This window comes from Algoriphagus sp. (assembly GCF_013373065.1).
Lineage (GTDB): Bacteria > Bacteroidota > Bacteroidia > Cytophagales > Cyclobacteriaceae > Algoriphagus.
Genome location: NZ_JABXIN010000024.1, coordinates 1 through 20,380, shown reverse-complemented (window position 1 = coordinate 20,380; position 20,380 = coordinate 1). Strand labels below are relative to the sequence as shown.

Annotated in this window: 18 protein-coding genes and 3 tRNA genes; 14 read left to right on the top strand and 7 right to left on the bottom strand. The window is 40.7% G+C overall.

Features of this window, described 5'->3' with window-relative positions; genetic code table 11:
• Nucleotides 1-17 precede the first annotated feature (17 nt).
• On the top strand, nucleotides 18-728 hold the full coding sequence (locus HWE15_RS14645; protein WP_290508295.1) for a glycosyltransferase family A protein: 711 nt from the start codon (nucleotides 18-20) through the stop codon (nucleotides 726-728).
• Here the strand turns inward: HWE15_RS14645 and HWE15_RS14640 are convergent.
• Together HWE15_RS14640 and HWE15_RS14635 are read right to left on the bottom strand one after the other, a co-directional pair.
• A complete protein-coding gene (locus HWE15_RS14640; protein ID WP_290508294.1) occupies nucleotides 725-1,549 on the bottom strand; it encodes an FkbM family methyltransferase in 825 nt (274 codons plus the stop codon). The genes HWE15_RS14645 and HWE15_RS14640 overlap by 4 nt on opposite strands.
• 61 nt (nucleotides 1,550-1,610) lie before the next feature.
• The gene (locus HWE15_RS14635; RefSeq protein ID WP_290508293.1) at nucleotides 1,611-2,396 is read right to left on the bottom strand and encodes a glycosyltransferase family A protein; all 786 of its coding nucleotides are present in this window, start codon (nucleotides 2,394-2,396) and stop codon (nucleotides 1,611-1,613) included.
• A gap of 304 nt (nucleotides 2,397-2,700) precedes the next feature.
• On the opposite strand from HWE15_RS14635, the gene HWE15_RS14630 reads away from it, so the two are divergent.
• From HWE15_RS14630 to HWE15_RS16070, 5 genes are all read left to right on the top strand, one after another.
• A complete protein-coding gene (locus HWE15_RS14630; RefSeq protein ID WP_290508292.1) occupies nucleotides 2,701-3,723 on the top strand; it encodes a DUF4421 domain-containing protein in 1,023 nt (340 codons plus the stop codon).
• Nucleotides 3,724-3,789: 66 nt separating this feature from the next.
• Nucleotides 3,790-5,334 (top strand): aldehyde dehydrogenase family protein, encoded by a 1,545-nt coding sequence (locus HWE15_RS14625; protein WP_290508291.1) that lies wholly within the window; start codon nucleotides 3,790-3,792, stop codon nucleotides 5,332-5,334.
• A gap of 111 nt (nucleotides 5,335-5,445) precedes the next feature.
• Nucleotides 5,446-5,520: transfer RNA gene (locus HWE15_RS14620), tRNA-Val, on the top strand.
• A gap of 23 nt (nucleotides 5,521-5,543) precedes the next feature.
• Nucleotides 5,544-5,618, top strand: a tRNA-Val gene (locus HWE15_RS14615).
• Between the two features lie 36 nt (nucleotides 5,619-5,654).
• The gene (locus HWE15_RS16070) at nucleotides 5,655-6,035 is read left to right on the top strand and encodes a GIY-YIG nuclease family protein (RefSeq protein WP_367204032.1); all 381 of its coding nucleotides are present in this window, start codon (nucleotides 5,655-5,657) and stop codon (nucleotides 6,033-6,035) included.
• A gap of 3 nt (nucleotides 6,036-6,038) precedes the next feature.
• Here HWE15_RS16070 and HWE15_RS14610 read toward each other — a convergent pair whose 3' ends face one another.
• On the bottom strand, nucleotides 6,039-7,865 hold the full coding sequence (locus HWE15_RS14610) for a TonB-dependent siderophore receptor (RefSeq protein WP_290508290.1): 1,827 nt from the start codon (nucleotides 7,863-7,865) through the stop codon (nucleotides 6,039-6,041).
• A gap of 162 nt (nucleotides 7,866-8,027) precedes the next feature.
• Between HWE15_RS14610 and HWE15_RS14605 the strand changes: the two genes are divergently transcribed.
• On the top strand, nucleotides 8,028-9,980 hold the full coding sequence (locus HWE15_RS14605) for a M1 family metallopeptidase (protein ID WP_290508289.1): 1,953 nt from the start codon (nucleotides 8,028-8,030) through the stop codon (nucleotides 9,978-9,980).
• 38 nt (nucleotides 9,981-10,018) lie between these two features.
• On the opposite strand, the gene HWE15_RS14600 is transcribed toward HWE15_RS14605, so the two are convergent.
• Nucleotides 10,019-10,420, bottom strand: coding sequence for a VOC family protein (locus tag HWE15_RS14600; protein WP_290508288.1), 402 nt, complete (start codon nucleotides 10,418-10,420; stop codon nucleotides 10,019-10,021).
• Nucleotides 10,421-10,574: 154 nt separating this feature from the next.
• Complete coding sequence (locus tag HWE15_RS14595; protein ID WP_290508287.1) at nucleotides 10,575-12,227, bottom strand: S41 family peptidase; 1,653 nt, start codon at nucleotides 12,225-12,227, stop codon at nucleotides 10,575-10,577.
• 163 nt (nucleotides 12,228-12,390) lie between these two features.
• Here HWE15_RS14595 and HWE15_RS14590 point away from each other — a divergent pair, with 163 nt between their 5' ends.
• From HWE15_RS14590 to HWE15_RS14570, 5 genes are all read left to right on the top strand, one after another.
• Nucleotides 12,391-13,149 carry a hemerythrin domain-containing protein gene (locus tag HWE15_RS14590; RefSeq protein ID WP_290508286.1) on the top strand — a complete coding sequence of 253 codons (759 nt, stop codon included), beginning with the start codon at nucleotides 12,391-12,393 and terminating at the stop codon, nucleotides 13,147-13,149.
• Complete coding sequence (gene ruvX / locus HWE15_RS14585) at nucleotides 13,149-13,562, top strand: Holliday junction resolvase RuvX (protein ID WP_290508285.1); 414 nt, start codon at nucleotides 13,149-13,151, stop codon at nucleotides 13,560-13,562. The genes HWE15_RS14590 and ruvX overlap by 1 nt, the downstream gene beginning before the upstream one ends.
• On the top strand, nucleotides 13,559-14,113 hold the full coding sequence (gene def, locus HWE15_RS14580) for a peptide deformylase (RefSeq protein WP_290508284.1): 555 nt from the start codon (nucleotides 13,559-13,561) through the stop codon (nucleotides 14,111-14,113). Before ruvX ends, def begins: the two co-directional genes overlap by 4 nt.
• Nucleotides 14,110-14,913: an amidohydrolase gene (locus HWE15_RS14575; protein WP_290508283.1), complete on the top strand. Its 804-nt coding sequence runs from the start codon at nucleotides 14,110-14,112 to the stop codon at nucleotides 14,911-14,913. Before def ends, HWE15_RS14575 begins: the two co-directional genes overlap by 4 nt.
• Nucleotides 14,914-15,092: 179 nt before the next feature.
• Nucleotides 15,093-17,321, top strand: a complete 2,229-nt coding sequence (locus HWE15_RS14570; RefSeq protein ID WP_290508282.1) for an NADP-dependent isocitrate dehydrogenase — start codon at nucleotides 15,093-15,095, stop codon at nucleotides 17,319-17,321.
• Nucleotides 17,322-17,369: 48 nt separating this feature from the next.
• Here the strand turns inward: HWE15_RS14570 and HWE15_RS14565 are convergent, their stop codons facing one another.
• Nucleotides 17,370-18,242: a serine protease gene (locus HWE15_RS14565; RefSeq protein WP_290508281.1), complete on the bottom strand. Its 873-nt coding sequence runs from the start codon at nucleotides 18,240-18,242 to the stop codon at nucleotides 17,370-17,372.
• Nucleotides 18,243-18,497: 255 nt separating this feature from the next.
• Between HWE15_RS14565 and gap the strand changes: the two genes are divergently transcribed.
• Both gap and HWE15_RS14555 read left to right on the top strand, forming a co-directional pair.
• Entirely contained in the window at nucleotides 18,498-19,502 is a 1,005-nt protein-coding gene (gene gap, locus HWE15_RS14560; RefSeq protein WP_290508280.1) for a type I glyceraldehyde-3-phosphate dehydrogenase, read from the top strand.
• 58 nt (nucleotides 19,503-19,560) lie between these two features.
• The gene (locus tag HWE15_RS14555; protein WP_290508279.1) at nucleotides 19,561-20,190 is read left to right on the top strand and encodes an LON peptidase substrate-binding domain-containing protein; all 630 of its coding nucleotides are present in this window, start codon (nucleotides 19,561-19,563) and stop codon (nucleotides 20,188-20,190) included.
• A gap of 72 nt (nucleotides 20,191-20,262) precedes the next feature.
• On the opposite strand, the gene HWE15_RS14550 is transcribed toward HWE15_RS14555, so the two are convergent.
• Nucleotides 20,263-20,337: transfer RNA gene (locus HWE15_RS14550), tRNA-Pro, on the bottom strand.
• Between the last annotated feature and the right edge of the window lie 43 nt (nucleotides 20,338-20,380).

Genomic DNA, 20,380 nt, shown 5'->3' with positions numbered 1-20,380 from the left:
TTGAGAAAATTTTTATCATGGAAAAGGTTCTTATAATTACTCCTGTCAAAAATTCCATTGAAACCACATTGGATACCGCAAAGGCGATTGCCAAATCTGATGTAGCGGTAAAGCATATTATTTTCAATGATTTTTCTTCAGTTGAAACAAAAAAGGAACTAGAGCGAAATCGTAAGAAGATTGGATATGAGCTCGTGCATTTGGAGGATTTGACAGACCACCCTTCCCCCAATTACAAGCTTGTCTTGCAGATTTCCCAAAAGAAAGCACTGGAATATGGACTACCTCTATTGGTCGTTGAATCTGATGTAGTTGTCAAGAAGGATACTGTTAGGCGTCTATTGGAATTTCAAGAATCCCATTCCAAGTCTGGATTGATTGGTTCAGTTACGGTGGATGAAAAAGGAGAAGTGAATTTTCCCTATCTCAAATTTAAAAATGTAGGGGAGTCCGTCATTTCCACAAAGCGAAGTTTAAGTTTTTGTTGTACCCTTTTTTCAGAGTCCTTGCTCAAGTCTTATGATTTTTCTGGTTTGGATGACGCAAAAGATTGGTATGATACCTTCATTTCTTCCAAATCCCTAGAATTGGGTTATGAGAACTTTGTATTGATGGATGCTCCCGTTTGGCACAGGCCTCATGGAAGCCGACCTTGGAAACAGTTGAAGTATAAAAACCCCTTGAAATACTACTTTTTGAAATATTGGAAAGGGTTGGATAAAATTTAAATTTCAGATTTGAAAAATCGCTCAAATTCTTTCGGAGGATTTAACATAGCCAAAGTGTCTCTTCCGAATTTTTGAAGCCGATAATTATTGCTTTTCAGTAGTTGGTAGCATTCCTCCAATTCTTCCTTTGGCAAATTTTCATTTTCGAAGATGATGGCTCTTGGCTGAGTTTTCTCGATATCAAAAATTTTTATCACTTCAAGATCATAACCTTCCGCATCAATTTGTAATAAATCAATTCGTTCAATTTTGAACCTTTTAATCAACGTGTCCGGGCTGATTACATCTACTAATTCATGGCTGATCCGTTCCTCTTTATTGCTAGGAATTGATAGTCCAAACTTCTTACAGTTTTTCTCGACAACTCCAATTTCGAATAGTTCCTCAACTTTTTCTTTTGAAAATGATGCTAAACCTGTTGCCCATCGCAATTCGCTAAAGCCAATTTTGAAGAGTTTTTGTTTCCCGTCTTTTTCTCCTATTGCAGCGCAAATGGGATGTAGCTCATGATTTTTTTGATAAATCTTTTTTAGATACTGATGAAATACTGCAGGTTGGGGTTCCAAAAGTACTCCTTTCCACCGATCCCGCTTAATGAATTTATGGATGGGATCGTTGGTGATACCGTCATTTGCTCCTATCTGAATCACCGTAAAATCACCCTTTTTCGAAAGAGAATATTCAGAAATAAATTCTGATAAGCTTCCTTTCTTTGGCCTGTAAAAATATTGGTAATAAGCCATGAACAAAGGATTTTCATTCGCGCTTAATGAAATCCGAAGGCCTTTGTAAAAATTTTTGAGGGTTGATTTAAATGACATGAAAATGATTTTCGAAGTATAAACATAATACTATTTGATGGCGGTAAAAATTAAGCTTTGTTTAAATCCTTCCCAAAAAGCGCATTAGTTGATTGTAGGCGCGAGACCAGGTTCGTTGAAAGCGAAGCGGTCCCAGTAATTCCCTATTAAAAAAATCAGCATGTTTTCGATTTAGGTAATCGATACGTTCACGCTTTTTTTGATTGGATCCTGTTTTCTTTCGTTTGCTTTCGGGTGTTAATCTGTAATAAAAACCGACAAAAGGCAACTGAATTACTTCGCCGCCATCTTTTAATAATTTAATCCAAAATTCCCAATCTTCTCTCCCCATATGCATATCCTCGGAAAACCCTCCTACTATTTCCCAGTCTTTTTTTCTGAAAAGGGAAGAAACAAAAATCATATTATCTCTTGCCAGGGCATACCTACTGAAGGGTTTGAGTTTCCAATATTTCTCTCCCTTTTCATTAAATTTTTTCGCCTGACAATAAACAACCTTTACTTCCTCATCATTTTCTAAAACCTTTACCGCTTCCGATATATAATTTGAGGAAATGAGGTCATCCCCGTCTAATGGTAAAATATATTTCCCTCTTGCTATTCTTATTCCGTTGTTTCTAGCCTTGGAAACCCCCGAATTTTCTTGATCTAAAACATCAATATTGGGATGAGATTCAGCTGCCTTCAAAGCTACTTGTAGGCTGTGATCTGTACTTCCATCATTGACAACAATAAGTTCGATATTAGGGTAATCTGAGTCCATTGCTGATTGAATAGTTTCTTTCAAATAAGTTGCTTGGTTGTAGCAAGGGATGACTATTGAAACTAAAGGGAAATGATGATTCATATCACTGCAAGCTAAGTCAAAGAATCCCGAATTCAAACTCTTGAAAAAATTTCAATTAGTCAGATATTCAGGTGTGAAATACTATCAAGTGAATTAAAAGGCAATTAAATCCAAATTTTAATTTGGATAATTAAATTTGATTTGTACCTTTAAATAGGTGATTAAACAACTTTTGTCTATTATTCTTTAAAAATTCGAGGGTAATTCCTTCATTTTCGAACTGAAATATTTTATAAAAATCCGGATTAGCCATCCGGATTTTTTCTTTTAACTTGAATGAAATTTTCATTTCAAACTCCTGCCTGTGGCCTCTCGCTTTTTATTGATTCTACTCGCTTTTCTCTCATTTGGATTGAATCCTATTTGGGCACAGCAAGCAGAGTACGACTCCAATTATGTGGAAGTACATCCCGAGTTATTCGTCTTACGATTTTATTTTTCTAAGAAATATTCCAATCTCAATATCAATGTTCCAGACCAAGACCGGAATTTGATTTATCGTCCTAATTCTGGGAATAACCTAGGGCTGGGATTTACTTATCAAAAATTCACCCTAAATATAGCCGGACCTGTTTCTTTTTTAAATCCCAACCGGCAGCCTGATTTTCCAAAATACCTGGATCTTCAGGCACATATTTATCCTCGAAAAATGATTATTGACGTATTTGGTCAATTTTATAATGGTTTTGTTCTTTCCAAGGATCAATTGCTTTTTTCAGACCAAAACTACCTGCGAGAAGATATTAAGTTGAGAAAAATTGGATTGAATGTGAATTACTTGTTCAATGGAGAAAAAATGTCTTTACAGGCAGCTTTTAACCAATCTCATATTCAAAAAAGGTCTGCCTTTTCGCCTTTTGTAGGGTTCGAGGTATATGGTGGAAAAGTGTCAGGGGATTCCTTATTGATCCCAAGTAGTGAACAGCTGGACTTAATTAATTTCCAGAGAATGGATTATTTTCAACTTGGACCGAATGCAGGTGCAGCAGGCACCTTAGTTTTTGGAAAAGGATTTTTTCTGACAGGCGTGACGGGAGTTAATTTAAGTACTGGATATTCAAAATGGGAAAATGGCTCTTCTCAAAAAAAGTGGGGGGTATTTCCTACTTTTTTTCTCAGAGGTTTTGCGGGTTATAATTCTCGGAAATTTTCCATTAATGCCAACTATGTTTGGAAAAACCTAGGCTTGGTAGAAGACGCACCTTTTGATCAAGGGGTCTTAACAGGCAATTACCGGATAAATTTTATCTATAAGTTTTCTGTCGGAAAATCATTTGAGCGGAAGTTCCAAAAATTCAATCCCATGCAATGGATCAGTAAAGATTGATTCCAATTGCCTTGAGCTTTCTTCGAATTCATTTAGCTTTGAGCATTCATCAAAATTTCTAGCATTATGGACAATCGATTTGGTATTGCTGAATCTTTACAACGATTAGGAGTTAAATCTGAAAACCTTGGATCTTCTACAGGAGAGACATGGTTTGACTCAAATAAAAACTATTTTCCTTCGGTATCTCCTGTGGATGGAGCAGTGATAGCGAATGTTCAGGAGACAAGTTCAGATACCTATGAATCGATTATTTCAACGGCTCAGGTGGCTTTTGAAAAATGGAGATTAGTCCCTGCTCCCAAACGGGGAGAGATTGTCCGTGAAATTGGGAATGCGCTGCGAGAGGTCAAAGCGGATTTAGGCAAGCTGGTTTCTTTTGAAATGGGGAAATCTTATCAAGAAGGGCTGGGAGAAGTACAGGAAATGATTGATATCTGTGACTTTGCCGTTGGCCTTTCCCGACAATTATACGGATTGACCATGCCGTCTGAGCGACCGGGTCACCGGATGTATGAACAGTGGCATCCCCTTGGAATCGTGGGAATTATTTCAGCCTTCAATTTCCCAGTGGCAGTTTGGTCCTGGAATGTTGCATTGGCTTGGGTATGTGGGGATGTGACTATTTGGAAGCCTTCTGAAAAAGCCCCGCTTTCAGGGATTGCCTGTCAGCATATTGTTAGCAAGATTTTCAAAAAACACGGAATGCCTGAAGGAATTTCTAACCTGATCATTGGGGATTATAAGGTAGGAGAAATGCTTTCTCATGATCCTAGAGTCCCTTTGGTTTCTGCGACCGGATCCACTCGAATGGGTAAACTTGTTGGAAAAGCAGTGGGTGAGCGTTTAGGAAGGGCACTGTTGGAATTGGGTGGAAATAATGCCATCATCATCACCGAAAACGCGGATTTGGATATGGCTATTCGGGGCGCTCTTTTTGGAGCGGTAGGTACAGCTGGTCAGCGTTGTACCAGCACAAGAAGACTGATTATCCATGAAAATGTTTATGAAGAAGTGAAAAATAGATTGGCTTCTGCTTATGGTAAATTGGTCATTGGGAATCCATTGGATGAACACAATCACGTAGGACCGTTGATTGACCAAGCTGCGGTTGAGATGTATCTGCAAGCCATTGAAAAAGTCAAGAAAGAAGGAGGGAAGGCAGTGGTAGAAGGCGGTGTATTAAATGGAGCTGGTTATGAATCGGGATGTTATGTAAAACCTGCCATCTATGAGGCTGAGAACTATTTTGAAATTGTACAGCATGAGACCTTTGCCCCAATTTTATACTTGATCAAATATAAAACTTTTGAAGAGGCTTTGGCCCTTCACAATGGGGTTCCACAGGGACTTTCCTCTGCCATTATGACGACTAATATGCGGGAAGCAGAAACTTTCTTGTCTGTTGCAGGATCTGATTGTGGAATTGCCAATGTAAATATCGGAACCTCCGGTGCCGAAATTGGAGGTGCTTTCGGAGGCGAAAAGGAAACAGGTGGAGGTAGAGAGTCTGGTTCAGATGCCTGGAAAGCTTACATGCGTAGACAAACTAATACCATTAACTATTCTACAGAATTGCCGTTGGCGCAAGGAATCAAATTTGATATCTAAAGATGAAAAAATATTTAACTCATTTTCAATGGGTTGAAAATTTTGTTTTTCTTACTATTTGGTGATTCAAAAATTGCATTTACATTTGCAGTCCCATTTGGGAAGGAATTTGGGAGCTTAGCTCAGTTGGTTCAGAGCATCTGCCTTACAAGCAGAGGGTCGGGGGTTCGAATCCCTCAGCTCCCACTTCAATTTCCTCCCTTCATATTGGGAGCTTAGCTCAGTTGGTTCAGAGCATCTGCCTTACAAGCAGAGGGTCGGGGGTTCGAATCCCTCAGCTCCCACATCAGCCTCAGAGAAATCTGAGGCTTTTTTATTTAATGACTTGTCATTTTTATATACTCCCTTCCTCCTCAATGGACAAATTTAATGTAGGACATTCGTGTGATGATTTACAGGATAGAATACCCTGGCATCTTTCAAATCATAGGGTCTTCACGTCCAAGGCAAAAGATTGGGAGTTGGTTTATTTTGAAAAATATTCTGATTTAAAAGCGGCATATGCTAGGGAGCGGCAAATTAAATCTTGGAAAAGCAAGCAAAGGAAAAAAGAGATAATTAAGTTAAAAAACCAGCTCAGCTCGTTCAGGAATACAGATACCGCCGGGAGGGTCGGGGGTTCCCCCGATACCTATCGGGGTCAGCTCCCACATCAGCCTCAGATTCCTATGAGGCTTTTTTATTTCTGCGGCGGTATTTAAAAACTATTCTAGATTCAACATAAATCCTGCTCGAAACCATCTCCCGGGCATTTGAACCGTTCCAGCTTCGATGTAATCCGTATTTGTGATATTAGATGCCTCGGAAAAGATTCCAATTTTCCCAGCCCGATTATAATCAATGCGCATATCCAAGAGGAAATATGGAGATTGTTCCATTCGTTCGATATAGCGCATTTTGGTATTCCACTCCAATTTCTTTCCAATACCCAAAAGTAAGCCGCCAATCACTTGATTCTTCAAGGCGGTAAGCGCATAGCGCGTCTCGGTTCCCGGTTGCTCGATCAAGTTTGCATGGATGTAATTGTAGGAAAGAAGCGCTTCTTTAATTGAAAGTACTGTTGAGCCTTGCTTCCAGCGATAAGAAAGGGCCAATTCAACTCCGCTAAAATCGACTTTGTTGAAGTTTTGAGGTTGCCAAGGCGTAGCTGCATCCGGGCGGGCCCATTCTATTAAATTGTCTGTTTTGCGGATAAAATATACCGCCTCAGCAAATAGTCTTCCTTGTATCCATTTGGCACCAATCTCAAAATTTTGTGCTTCTTCGGGTAATAGATCAGCATTTCCAATATTGGTTGGTCCGACATAGTACAGGTCAGTATACGTTGGGATTCTGAAACTTTTCCCCAGATTTGAATAAAGCCTAAGCGCTTCAGTTGCCTGAAATCCGGCTTCCATACCCGGGAAATGTTTCCATCCCCAATCGTCAAAATAATTACTATATACCCCAGCCCGGAAGTCCAGCCGCTCACCCAAGGTGGTAAACTGTTCTAAAAACACCCCTCCAAGGGTTCTGTTTCGCTGTCCTAAATTATTGCTGTCCAGATTTTCTTCTCGCAGCTCCATTCCAAAACCGGTTTTTCCCCAAGTACTTTCCAGACTTCCGTTTAACTCTAAGGCATAGGTGTTGGAGGTATGGAAGTTTTGGTAAAACTCAGGTTCATTTCTCCGAAGGCGGTATTCATCTTCATTTTTTCTCCAATAGCCTCGGGTATTTAAGAAGAAATTCTGTTTGGAATACGTGTGACTAATTGCTCCCAATGTGGTCTGAATACTTTCCCACTGATCAGGAAAAGCGCTCGTGTAAAACCCATTGGCTCCGAATTGGCGGTCAGTGTAAGCAATCATTCCTCGGAGGCTGTGGGTTTCGTTCAGGTCAACTCCACCTTCGTAGAAAATATTGCTAACCTGATAGTCTGAATTGTACCAATGTCCATTTGATTTGTCTTGGGAAAAGCTCAAGTTTTGTTTAAATGACCCCATGGGAAGGGAGCCTGTAAAACTTAATCCGTGCATCCCAAAATCTCCTGCATAGGCTTGCAACTGTAGTGATCGTTGGTCCTGAAGTCGCGTAATGACATTGACAGCACCAGTGTATGCATTTTGTCCGAATATTCTTGCTCCGGCTCCTTTTAAAACCTCTATCCGGTCAATGTTTAAAATAGGCACAGGAATATTCATCATATGATGACCTGTTTGGGGATCGGTGAGTTTGATCCCGTTCAAAAGCATCAAGGTTTGGTTAAAAGATCCCCCTCGAATTCCAATATCCGCTTGAACTCCCGTCACTCCTCGTTGTCTAACGTCAACACCGGGAACGAAAGCCAATACCTCCTGTAAACTTCGCGCAGGACTAGTTTCCAATTGGGGTTTGGTAACGATTGAGATATTCCTACTCTGCTTTGAAAAAGGAATCAGCAGTCGGTTTTCTTGGATGACGATTTCTTCCAGGTTTTGAGATAAACTGTCAACCTGAGCCCAAGAACTGCTTACCACTAGGAATGCAGTCAGCATCAAGAATACTTTCTTCATAAAGATTTTTGCGTAATAGTGAGGCAAAGTTGAGCCTAGAAAAATTCGTATCCAATTTTTAGAGGGATGTAAAAAATGGTTAATCTCGCCCATCTTGTGGAAAAAGATCTTGAGGAAAGAATACTTGTGCTTAATTTTAAGGAATTATCAAAAAATGAGAAAATGATAAAAAAATTAACGTTAGGATTGATTTTCGCTGTCAGTCTTGGCTTAGAAACAAGCTTTGCACAACAAGGCTTAGCTAATAACCAGGCTGACTTTGGAGAATTTATCGATCGAAAAGGGACCTATACCCGAACGGCTTCCGGAAAGCCCAGTGAAAATTATTGGCAAAACGAAGCTGACTATCAAATCGAGGTTTCTTTGGATGAAGAATCCCATGTGCTGAGTGGGAAAGTCATCATAGAGTATACCAATAATAGTCCTGAACAATTGGAGTTTGTATGGTTGCAATTGGAGCAAAACCGATTTACAGAAGACTCCAGAGGAGCTTTGACTACGCCTATTCAAGGGTATCGCTACAATGGAGACGCTGATGGAGGTTTTGATATTTCTGCTGTTCAGGCAAAAGTCGGAACCAAGGGCTCTGTTTCTTCCAAATACCTTATCAATGATACTCGGATGCAAGTTTGGTTCAATGAACCACTACCTGAAAAGGGTGGTAAAGCCACCATTTCCATGAATTTTTCCTTCAAAGTTCCTGAAAAAGGGATGGACCGAATGGGTAGATTGGAAGTAGAGGATGGCTGGATTTATGCCTTTGCTCAATGGTATCCTAAGATGGCGGTCTTTGATGATATAGAAGGTTGGAATGTAGAGCCTTATTTGGGAGCAGGTGAGTTTTACTTGGAATATGGAGATTTTGATTACAAGGTGACTGTGCCTTATGATCATATCGTGGTAGGATCAGGTAAGTTGATGAACCCTAAGGAGGTTTTATCCAAGGAGCTTCAAGATCGCTATGCAAAAGCACAAGCAAGTGACGAGACAGTTTATTTGGTTTCTCCTGATGAAATCCAAAACACCGAGCTTACCCGTCCTCAGCAGGAGGGTGTAATCACTTGGCATTTTAAAATTGAAAATTCCCGAGATGTGGCTTTCGCCACTTCTAAGGCTTTTATTTGGGATGCTGCAAAAATCAACCTTCCAAGTGGGAAGACAATTTTAGCCCAATCAGTTTATCCAAAGGAGTCGGACGGGCAGGGAGCTTGGTCAAGATCAACGGAATATTCCAAGGCATCTATTGAGCATTATTCAGAAATGTGGTATGAATTTCCATATGAGACTGCGACCAATGTGGCTGCAGATATTGGTGGAATGGAATACCCTGGCTTGAATTTTTGTCGCTATACTTCCAAAGGAGAAGGTCTTTGGGGTGTGACCGATCATGAATTTGGCCACAATTGGTTCCCCATGATCGTTGGCAATAATGAGCGACGATATGCTTGGATGGATGAAGGCTTCAATACCTTCATTAATCACTACAGTACATTGGCATTCAATGGTGGGGAATATTCCTCCAACTTGAACCAAACAAGACGATACAATAATTACTTCCAAAATGATAATCGGGAAGGAATTGATACCTATCCTGATGTCGCTCGAACCTCCAATTTGGGGATGGTCGCATACATGAAGCCGGGAATCGGATTGATTATGCTTCGTGAATATATCCTAGGTCCTGAGCGGTTTGATAATGCTTTCCGGTCTTATATCAAAACATGGGCTTACAAGCATCCGCAACCCACCGATTTCTTCAATCACATCGAAAATGTTGCTGGAGAGAATCTTTCGTGGTTCTGGAAAGGATGGTTCTTTGGAAACGGAAATATTGATTTGGGAATCAATGGGGTAGTTCCTTATGCAGGGAATTACGTAGTGGTTCTAGTTAATAAGGGTGAATTACCAATGCCTGTTTTGTTGGAGATCGAATTTGAAGATGGAAGCAAGGAACGACAGATGCTTCCTGTCGAAATCTGGCAGCGCGGTGATTCTTGGAATCACCTGATCAAGACTGATAAAAAAGTTGTCTCGGTTACCGTTGATCCGGATAAAATCTTGCCGGATATCAATTTGGGAAATGACCATTGGCCACAACCAATCTATGAAGACTAAGTTAAAAAGCCCGATCATTTTATTGATCGGGCTTTTTTTTAGAAATCATCGTTGATTTCCAGCCAGTAGCCATCAGGATCTTGAATGTAAATCTGCCTTACGCCATCGGGGCGCGTAGTGATTTTTCCTTTTTCGCCTGGCCAGTCTTCGAATGGGTACTCCGCAGCCCGTAGTCTGGCGATAAACCCATCCATATCTGACATACTAAAGCAGAGATGATTCGTCTTAGAAATTTCACGTGGGACTTGCTCTGCTTCAATGAGATGTAAAGCGGCTCCACTTCCTATATCATACCAAGCGTGGAGTCCATCTTTAAAGGGTTCATCAATTTCCTGAAGCTTTAAAATGGAGGAATAGAACTCCTTACTTTCTCCTAAATCGGAAACATGCACAGCAATATGGTTAACCTTAATTTGTGCAGTCAGAAAATGTGTAGCCATAAGGAAGGGGACTAATAGAAGGAAATATTTCATATGATATTTGCTGAGTAGTTGATGAAGAAGGTACGCCTTTTTTCTAAAAATGTGTAACCAATCAAAACAAAAAAAGCCGACCCTTTCTTAAGTCGGCTTTTGATTAGTTGCGAATTCTAAGCTATTCCTCACCCATTTGGCTAAGATCAGAAGCCATTGCAATTCGATCTGCTTCGTCAAAGAGTTTGATGGCTTGCTGATAGATTTCATTGATGTCATTAATGACCATGTAGAAAGCATCATCATCATACAGTTGTCTACCAAGATGAGCCTTAACCAATATCTTTAAATAATCCTTGGATCGGTTAAAATCCTCTTCATCAAATTTGACCTTATTTTTTTCTCCAATTGCAACCAAATCTCTGAGCATACTATCCGTGACTTCATAAGACTGATAGTATTCCTCTAAGCTCATATCGGAAAATTGATCCTTGTTTTTATTCGTGAAATCAAGAATAAATTCTCGTGAGGAATCTGAATTAAATAATCGGGTTACATAAACGGAACTGTAGGTAGTGTCCAATGGCACAAAGTAATCTGGCATGATCCCGCCACCGCCATATACAATACGACCTTTTTTGGTTTCATATTTCAGACTGTCATTGAACTTAATGCTGTCCGCAGAGAAAAATTCTCCGTGCTCGTATCGCTCTACCCAATCTCGTTCATAGGCTTCATAATTTGAGTCGTAAGGCTTCTGAATGGATCTGCCGGACGGTGTATAATAGCGGGCAATGGTCAGTCGAAGCTCTGCTCCATCAGAAAGGTCGATTGGCATTTGCACCAATCCTTTTCCGAATGTTCTTCTTCCTACGATCAATCCTCGGTCATTATCCTGAATAGCGCCGGCTAAAATCTCCGAGGCAGAAGCTGATCCTTCATTGACAAGAACTACTACCGAACCGGATTCAAATAAGCCCGGTCTAAATGCGTACGCTTTTTGACTGTATTGCTGGACTTTTCCTTCTTGGGAAACGATCAGCGCTCGATCTCCCAGGATTTCATCAGCAATATTAATTGCAGCTCCCATGTATCCACCAGGGTTACCTTGGAGGTCAATTACCAATTTTTTCATTCCCTTATCCTTGAGTTCCGCTACCGCTTCTTGGAATTCATTGTAGGTGGTAGCTGCAAACCGAGTGATTTTAACATACCCGATTTCCTCATTGATCATGTAAGAGGCATTGATACTGTATTGAGGGATTTTATCTCGAGTGATTTCATAGGTAATCAATTCAGGCTGGTTTTTACGTTTGATATCCACGATCACCTTTGAACCTTTTGGTCCTCGGAGTAAATCAAAAACATCCCGGTTGGTAATGCCAATCCCGGCAACAGTTTCTCCATCCACGTTGATGATTTGGTCACCAGATTGAATACCCAAGGCTTCCGATGGTCCTCCTGTTAAAGGAGCTACCACATAGATAGTATCTCGAATAATTCCGAATTCAACACCAATTCCATCAAATTCACCGTCAAGTTGGGATTGTGCTAGGCTTGCATCTCGTGCCGGAATATAACTGGAATGCGGGTCTAGGTTTTCTAGCATTTTGGTGATTCCGTATTCAACCAGATCGGTAGAATTGACGCTATCAACATAATCCCGATCGATATATGTCATGATCTCCTGGATTTTGTATAAAGCCGCTCGGAGATCATTTTGGTTTTTTTCAGGCTCTGCAAATGTAGCCCCTATCCAGATCCCTGCAGATATAGCAAGTGCCAAAAAAATAGGTAAGCGGATTTGAGCTTTGGAATTTTTTGTATTACTCACGTTAAGGTTGGTTTTTGAAATTGCTGTCGAATAAGAAACTTAACTGAAAACCCTAAGTTTTCCCAATGATTTCAGATAAGTCCCAATTGAACTTATACGAATGTAACGGATAAAGGTCTGTTTTTGTCTCCTGAATTCTGTTAAAAATAATTATTTTTGCAAAATGCAGGTTCCTCAAAATTTCAATAAAACCTCGGTTGCTGACTTAGTGTCAGATAATTACGTTTTTGCTTCGGTCCTGCATTACTTTGGAATCAGCTTTTACCAATATCCAACCGATTCACTGGAGCAGGTTTGCAAGAAGCATCGGGTTAAACCCAATCAATTGATTGCAGAGTTGGAATCATGGGCGGTCCGAAAGGAGCCTACGCCTGAAGATTTATTTTTGAATCCCATTGAGGTTTTGGTCGCTTATCTGAAAAAGAAGCATTATTATTTTGTGCGGCAGGAGCTGCCTTTCCTATCCAATTTGATTTCAGGTATTCAGGCAGAAAAAGGGTATGAATCCTTAATGGCTGATTTGAAAATGATGTTTCCGCTCTTTGTGGAGGATTTTATCCATCATATTCATGAAGAGGAAAGCAGGCTTTTTAAGCGAATTGAATTATTACAGGATATAGAAGAAGGCAATTTTGCGCTTCATGATGCCTTGACAATTCTTGAAAAAGATCCAGTTAGGATTTTGGCGGAAGAACATGAAATCCATGACGATGAGATGGAAGGGATCCGAAGATTGACTGATAATTATTCCCTCTCTGATTCCGCACCGCTAACCATGAAGGTGCTTTTTCACGAATTGCAAAATTTCGAACGCGAGTTGACTATTCATGCCCAAATCGAGGATGAATTGCTTTTCCCAAAAGCGGTGGAACTTGAAAAAGAAGTTCTTCGAATGATCCACCAAAAAATCCGAACAAATTAATGGCTAGAATTTTGGCGATTGATTTGGGAACCAAGCGCACTGGGCTTGCAGTCACAGACCCCATGCAAATTGTGGCGAATCCCTTGGAAACTATCCCGACAGAACAATTGTTGGACTTTTTGAAAAAGTATTTCGAACAAGAGCCTGTGGAGGATATTGTACTAGGCTTGCCAAAAAATCTTCAAGGAGGAGCGACGGATATGACACAGGCCGTAAATCACTTTAAAGAAAAATTGGAGGAATTATATCCCTCCAAAAAGCTTCATTTGATCGATGAACGATTTACCTCAAAAATAGCCATGCAATCAATGATTAGCATGGGAAGCAAAAAAAAAGACAGGCGTGAAAAGTCGGGAAATCTCGATAAAATTAGCGCTACCATAATTTTACAATCCTTTCTAGCACAACGATGATTTATCCAATCGTAGCCTACGGCAATCCGATTTTGAAAAAAGAAGCCTTGGATATTCCTGAAGGACAGGAAATCCAGGAATTAATCGATTCTATGTTTGCAACTATGGATCGAGCCAATGGCGTAGGACTCGCTGCTCCGCAAATCAATCAAGGGATTCGGCTATTTGTGATTGACAGCAGCTTAATGCTTGATGAGGAAGATTCTGAGAAAGGGATTCGAAAAGCATTTATCAATCCCATTATTCTTGATGAATATGGGGATGATTTTGGTTTTGAGGAAGGTTGTTTGAGTATTCCTGATGTTCGGGCTGAAGTTATTCGCCCCGAAAAATTAACCATCGAATATTACGATGAGAACTGGAACTTGAAAGAGGAGGAGTTTTCAGGTATGACGGCGAGAGTAATACAACATGAATATGATCACTTGGAGGGAATCTTGTTCATTGATTACCTGAATGGATTGAAAAAACGCTTGATCAAATCCAAATTGATCGACATTAGTAAAGGGAAAGTGCCTACAGATTATCGAATGATCTATCCGCTCAAATGAGCCAGGCCTCTCCACTTCATATAGCCTTAATTCAAACAGACCTTTATTGGAAAGATAAGGTGGCCAACTTGGCCATGCTGGAAGAAAAAATCTGGGGAATTCAGGAACAGGTAGATTTGATCCTGCTTCCTGAAATGTTTCCGACTGGGTTCACAATGGATGTGAAGGAAGTTGGTGAACCAATGAATCTTCATATTACCAAGTGGATGCAACAAATGGCTCGGCAAAAGCAGGCCGTGATCGCAGGGAGCGCTATTATTCAGGATAGTGGCAATTTTTTCAACCGATTAATATGGGCCAGCCCATCAGGTAGCATTGCTTTTTATGATAAGCGCCATTTATTTCGAATGGCAGATGAGCAACTTCACTTCACGGCTGGAGATCAATTTCCCATTTTTGAATTAAAGGGCTGGAAGATTTGTCCCCAAATCTGTTATGATTTACGATTTCCAGTATGGTCCAGAAATCGGGCAGATGAAAAAGGGGAATTAGCTTACGATGTGATTTTCTACGTGGCTTCCTGGCCAGGTGCACGGACCTCTGCCTGGGATGCTTTGCTTCCTGCTCGAGCCATCGAGAATTTGGCTTATTCAATCGGGTTAAATCGGGTAGGGGTTGACGGCAATGAAATAGCATATGTGGGACATTCTGCAGCCTATGATTTTAAAGGCGATTCTATTACTCATTTGGGTGAAAGAGAAGCAGTTCAGACTATCACGTTGGATTTTGATATCTTGAAGCAATACCGGAAAAAGTTTCCTGCCTGGCAGGATAGCGATCCATTTCAGTTATTGCGCTAGAAGATTGCCTTGATTTTTAATCCTAGCATTTGAAACCGGTATAAATTCTGTATTTTAGCCCTGCTAAAAAATCATCCTGTTTTCCTTTTTTCATCCAAGGCTCACATTTCAATAAGATCAAATAGGGTCTTTGTGTGGATTCGCAGGGTTTTCTTTCATTGAATAGTTTTGAAATAATTATGAGTAACACTCCAAAAATTCTTTACACCCTCACAGATGAGGCACCGGCCTTAGCCACTTATTCATTTTTACCTATTGTTCAATCCTTTACCAATTCAGCAGGGATTGAGGTTGAAACTCGGGATATTTCCCTTTCAGGAAGGATCATTGCTAATTTTCCGCAGTATTTAAAACCTGAACAGCAGATCTCTGACGCATTGGCTGAATTGGGTCAAATTGCAAAGACTCCAGATGCTAATATCATTAAGTTACCCAATATATCTGCTTCTGTCCCACAGTTGAAAGCTGCAATAAAAGAACTTCAGGGAAAGGGCTACGCGCTCCCTGATTATCCAGAAGAGCCTAAATCGGAGGAGGAAAAAGCGATCAAAGCCACTTATGATAAAATCAAAGGTTCAGCTGTTAACCCAGTATTGAGAGAGGGGAATTCAGACAGAAGAGCTCCACAAGCAGTGAAAGCCTATGCACGAAAGCATCCCCATAGCATGGGTGCCTGGTCCCCTGAGTCAAAGACGGAAGTTGCTAGTATGTCCACTGGGGATTTTTATGGGAGTGAGCAGTCCTGCACCATGGCACAGGATGATGAAATCAGTATCGTACTAGAAGGGAAAGAAGGGGATAGTAAAGTGTTAAAAGAAGGCCTAAAGCTTCAAAAAGGGGAGATCATTGATGCCTCCACGATGAGCATTGCTGCATTAAGTTCCTTTTTTCAGAAAGCTATTGCAGAGGCGAAGGATGCAGGCGTTTTATTCTCAATTCACATGAAGGCAACCATGATGAAGGTTTCCGATCCAATCATCTTTGGTCATGCCGTAAAAGCTTTCTTCAAGCCCGTATTTGACAAGTATAAGCAGGAGTTGGAGAGTGCAGGAGCTGATCCAAACAATGGCTTTGGAGATGTGCTTTCTGCGATCGAAAAACTTGATGATACCATCAAATCAGCTATTCAAAAGGATATTGAATCCTGTTTGGTAGATCGTCCGGATTTAGCGATGGTTAATTCAGATAAGGGAATTACCAACCTCCATGTTCCTTCAGATGTGATTATTGATGCCTCCATGCCGGCCATGATTCGAAGCTCTGGTAAAATGTGGAATAAAGAAGGGAAGTTACAGGATACATTGGCGGTAATTCCGGACAGAAGTTATGCTGGGGTATACCAGGCTACGATTGATTTTTGCAAAAAACACGGGGCTTTTGATCCAGCTACCATGGGATCCGTTCCAAATGTTGGCTTAATGGCTCAAAAGGCAGAGGAATATGGCTCTCATGATAAGACGTTCGAAATTCCTTTTGCAGGTACTGTTCGCGTAATCAATAAGGATGGTGAAACACTAATCTCTCATGAGGTGGAGCAAGGCGATATTTGGAGAATGTGTCAGACCAAGGATGCGCCTGTTCAGGATTGGGTGAAACTTGCCGTTAACCGAGCAAGATTATCTCAAACTCCAGCGGTTTTCTGGTTGGATCCAGAGCGTGCCCATGATGCTGAATTGATCAAAAAAGTAAATGAATACCTTCCACAGCATGATACAGAAGGGCTGGAAATCCATATTATGGACCCTGTGGAGGCAACAAATTTCTCCCTTGCTCGAATTAAGGAGGGGCTTGATACAATTTCAGTGACGGGTAACGTACTTCGGGATTACCTCACGGATCTTTTTCCGATTTTGGAGTTGGGAACAAGTGCTAAGATGTTGTCTATCGTTCCATTAATGAATGGTGGAGGTTTGTTTGAAACGGGAGCAGGTGGCTCTGCTCCAAAGCACGTAGAACAGTTTGTGACAGAAGGCCACCTCCGTTGGGACTCCCTTGGAGAATTTTTGGCTTTAGCTGTTTCATTGGAGCATTTGGGTCAAATGTATCACAATGATAGAGCCTTATTGCTTGCAGAAACCTTGGATCAAGCCACCGGAAAATGGCTTGAAAATGATAAGTCACCAGCTCGTGTAGTCGGGAAATTGGATAACCGAGGCAGTCATTTTTATTTAGCTCTCTATTGGGCTGAGGCTTTGGCTGCACAGGATAAAAATCCAGCATTGAAGGAGAAATTTACGCCAATCGCTGCGGCTCTAACTGGTCAGGCTGCCATAATCGAAGAAGAATTAAATGGTGCTCAAGGAAAAGCCGTCGATATCGGTGGTTATTACCGTCCAGATGTGGAAAAAACTGCTACGGCTATGAGACCAAGTAGGACGTTCAATGAAATTTTAAAAACCTTGGGCTAAGTGTTCTGAATAAAGAATAAAAAAACCGCATCCTTGGATGCGGTTTTTTTATTGTTCTTCGAATGAGATTTGATGTTGATTGAGGAATTCCTTAATAACTTTTACATGGATGCATTCTCCCAAATGGATAAAAGCATAATCATTGATCCTTTTGCTTTTTCCGTGGACAACAATCTCTTTATCTTCGATATCAAACCCCAGATGAAGGTGCTTTGTCCGGCTTTGCATCCCTACAATTCGTCCTTCCGCATCGAAGAGAGGGCCACCGCTTTGGCCGCGTAAGCCAGGGGTGCTCATTTCAATTCCGTAGATTTTTCCGTTTTGATCCCCCAAAAAGCGCGTTAACATTCCATCAATAGGGAACCTCGGGGATCGTGCAGCCCCTTCTTTGGTCCATTCAAGTTGGTTCATTTCAGGGTTAAATCTAAAATTGGAAAATTCAGGAAAGGGGAACCCTAATCGACAAAGCGATGCGCCGGGTTGAGCAGTTTGATCATCTTTCAAAAATTTTGCTTTTCCTTGAAAATGTTTTTTCTGAAAACCCTCGAACTTCATCAAGGCTAAGTCATACTGAGGGTGAAGAATAAATCGGATATTTTTAATCACATCCACACAATCCACAAAAGTGATTCGCATTTCACAGGCTTTATCTTGGGAAATATTCAAAGACTTGGCGAGGATATTTTGCTGTTTCCCACTTAAACCCGGACTTTGCTCCAAAAATGACTTATAATTTTTATTGATAGTATCCGCTTGCATGATCCATTGGGCCACATGTCTGCAAGTAAGAGCCCAACCTTCTTCGTTTACAAAAAATAAAGTAGCTGAACCTCGCTGAATACTTTTTCCTCCAAAATTTCTGGAAATGGAATGGATGGCGCGAGTGTAGCCCGCTACTTCTTGAATGGCATGAACGAACATATATCGAAAACTAGGTAAAGTTTTAAAATAGTAAATCAGGGATCAAAAAGTCCGATTTTTGAAAATTTATTGAAAAATGTTTTTTCGAAATCGATTGAAAATCAGCTTCAGGAAGCCAGAAGTTTCTAGGCGTTGTTTTCGTTTGGGCTAGCCAAAAAATTATAATAACTTTATCAAAATTCTAAGATTTTAACCAGAATAGGTACACCTTTAAAAGTTTTTAGAATCAAACCTATACATTAATCAATAAAAATTATGAGCAAAATTAAAGTCGGAATCAATGGATTCGGAAGAATCGGAAGACTTGCCTTTCGCGCAGCACAAGAACGTGATGACATGGAGATTGTAGCGATCAATGATTTGATCGATGTCGATTACATTGCTTACATGTTGAAATATGATTCCACACATGGACGGTTCAAAGGAACTGTTGACGTGGTAGACGGTAAACTTGTTGTGAATGGAAAATCCATTCGAGTTACTGCTGAAAAAAATCCTGCAGACTTGAAATGGGGTGAAGTCGGAGCTGACTACGTTATTGAATCTACCGGTATATTTTTGACTAAAGAAAAAGCACAAGGGCATATCGATGCTGGAGCAAAAAAAGTAATCATGTCTGCTCCTTCAAAAGATGATACGCCGATGTTTGTAATGGGAGTTAATGAGTCTTCCTATACACCGGATATGACATTTGTGTCCAATGCTTCTTGTACTACAAACTGTCTTGCTCCAATCGCTAAGGTTCTACATGATAATTGGGGTATTGAAGAAGGCTTGATGACAACAGTTCACGCTACTACTGCAACTCAGAAGACAGTCGATGGTCCTTCTGCGAAAGACTGGAGAGGAGGACGAGGTGCTGGACAAAATATCATCCCTTCCTCTACGGGTGCGGCTAAAGCAGTAGGGAAAGTAATTCCTGATCTGAATGGAAAATTGACCGGTATGTCCTTCCGTGTACCTACGCCAGATGTTTCTGTAGTTGACTTGACGGTTCGATTGAAAAACCCTGCAACCTACGAAGAAATCTGTGCGAAAATGAAAGAAAACGCAGAGGGTGCTATGAAGGGAATTTTGGGATACACTGAAGATGCGGTTGTTTCCAATGACTTTGTTGGTGATCCTCGAACTTCCATCTTCGATGCGGGAGCGGGTATTCAACTTTCTGATACTTTCGTGAAAGTAGTTTCCTGGTACGATAACGAGTGGGGTTATTCCAATAAGGTATTAGACTTATTGGCATACATTGCAAATAAATAAATTTCAAAAAGCTCCGGAAACGGAGCTTTTTTTATATCACTCCTTTGATTCCCGTCAAATGTCGACTGCCTACCTTCCGTTATTTCCTTTGAAGCTGGTTGTTTTTCCAGGTGAGAATCTCAACCTCCATATTTTTGAACCGCGCTATCGGCAACTTTTAGCGGATGTAGAGGAAGGAAAATTAGCATTTGGTATATGTACTTATTTGAATCAGCTGACAGGTCTCGGGACAGAGGTCGTATTAGATAAAATCTACAAGCGGTATCCCGATGGCAGATTAGATATTAAAACCCGGGGAAAGCGGGTTTTTCGCATTCTGAGTTTTGACAATCCGATGGAAGGGAAACTTTATGCCGGAGGGAATGTGCAATATTTAGAGAATAGCCCGGTTGCTTCCGCGGTCCAAAACCATGAGTTTTTGTTTTACTTGAAGGAGATGCTTTACCTCTTGCATTTTTCCGAAGAAATCAAACCCGAACTGACGAATTCCTTCACTTATGCACATAAAGTGGGTTTGAAGTTCGAGGAAGAACTTGAATTACTTCAAATAACTGAAGAAGGAGAGCGAATGGACTATCTAATCAATCACTTTAAGCGAGTTATTCCAGTCATAAAAAATATTGAGCGGGCCAAAGAGATTATCAAGCAAAATGGCCATTTTAAAAATTTAGATCCTTTGGATTTTTAAACAAAAAAAGCAGGTTCTTAGACCTGCTTTTTAGGATAGTGATTTAGTAAATTCTTTGAGTCAGAAAATAAGTCGGGGTGGCAAGATTCGAACTTGCGACCTCCACATCCCAAATGTGGCGCGATAACCGGGCTACGCTACACCCCGAACTTTTAACTCCTCAATCTTTTTCGAAACTCCCACGTTTTGG

What these genes read in the sequence shown, in the direction of transcription:
- HWE15_RS14645 (WP_290508295.1), top strand. Translation starts at nt 18, where the DNA reads ATGGAAAAGGTTCTTATAATTACTCCTGTCAAAAATTCCATTGAAACC.
- HWE15_RS14640 (WP_290508294.1), bottom strand. Translation starts at nt 1,549, where the DNA reads ATGTCATTTAAATCAACCCTCAAAAATTTTTACAAAGGCCTTCGGATT.
- HWE15_RS14635 (WP_290508293.1), bottom strand. Translation starts at nt 2,396, where the DNA reads ATGAATCATCATTTCCCTTTAGTTTCAATAGTCATCCCTTGCTACAAC.
- HWE15_RS14625 (WP_290508291.1), top strand. Translation starts at nt 3,790, where the DNA reads ATGGACAATCGATTTGGTATTGCTGAATCTTTACAACGATTAGGAGTT.
- HWE15_RS16070 (WP_367204032.1), top strand. Translation starts at nt 5,655, where the DNA reads ATGACTTGTCATTTTTATATACTCCCTTCCTCCTCAATGGACAAATTT.
- HWE15_RS14610 (WP_290508290.1), bottom strand. Translation starts at nt 7,865, where the DNA reads ATGAAGAAAGTATTCTTGATGCTGACTGCATTCCTAGTGGTAAGCAGT.
- HWE15_RS14605 (WP_290508289.1), top strand. Translation starts at nt 8,028, where the DNA reads ATGATAAAAAAATTAACGTTAGGATTGATTTTCGCTGTCAGTCTTGGC.
- HWE15_RS14600 (WP_290508288.1), bottom strand. Translation starts at nt 10,420, where the DNA reads ATGGCTACACATTTTCTGACTGCACAAATTAAGGTTAACCATATTGCT.
- HWE15_RS14590 (WP_290508286.1), top strand. Translation starts at nt 12,391, where the DNA reads ATGCAGGTTCCTCAAAATTTCAATAAAACCTCGGTTGCTGACTTAGTG.
- ruvX (WP_290508285.1), top strand. Translation starts at nt 13,149, where the DNA reads ATGGCTAGAATTTTGGCGATTGATTTGGGAACCAAGCGCACTGGGCTT.
- def (WP_290508284.1), top strand. Translation starts at nt 13,559, where the DNA reads ATGATTTATCCAATCGTAGCCTACGGCAATCCGATTTTGAAAAAAGAA.
- HWE15_RS14575 (WP_290508283.1), top strand. Translation starts at nt 14,110, where the DNA reads ATGAGCCAGGCCTCTCCACTTCATATAGCCTTAATTCAAACAGACCTT.
- HWE15_RS14570 (WP_290508282.1), top strand. Translation starts at nt 15,093, where the DNA reads ATGAGTAACACTCCAAAAATTCTTTACACCCTCACAGATGAGGCACCG.
- HWE15_RS14565 (WP_290508281.1), bottom strand. Translation starts at nt 18,242, where the DNA reads ATGTTCGTTCATGCCATTCAAGAAGTAGCGGGCTACACTCGCGCCATC.
- gap (WP_290508280.1), top strand. Translation starts at nt 18,498, where the DNA reads ATGAGCAAAATTAAAGTCGGAATCAATGGATTCGGAAGAATCGGAAGA.
- HWE15_RS14555 (WP_290508279.1), top strand. Translation starts at nt 19,561, where the DNA reads ATGTCGACTGCCTACCTTCCGTTATTTCCTTTGAAGCTGGTTGTTTTT.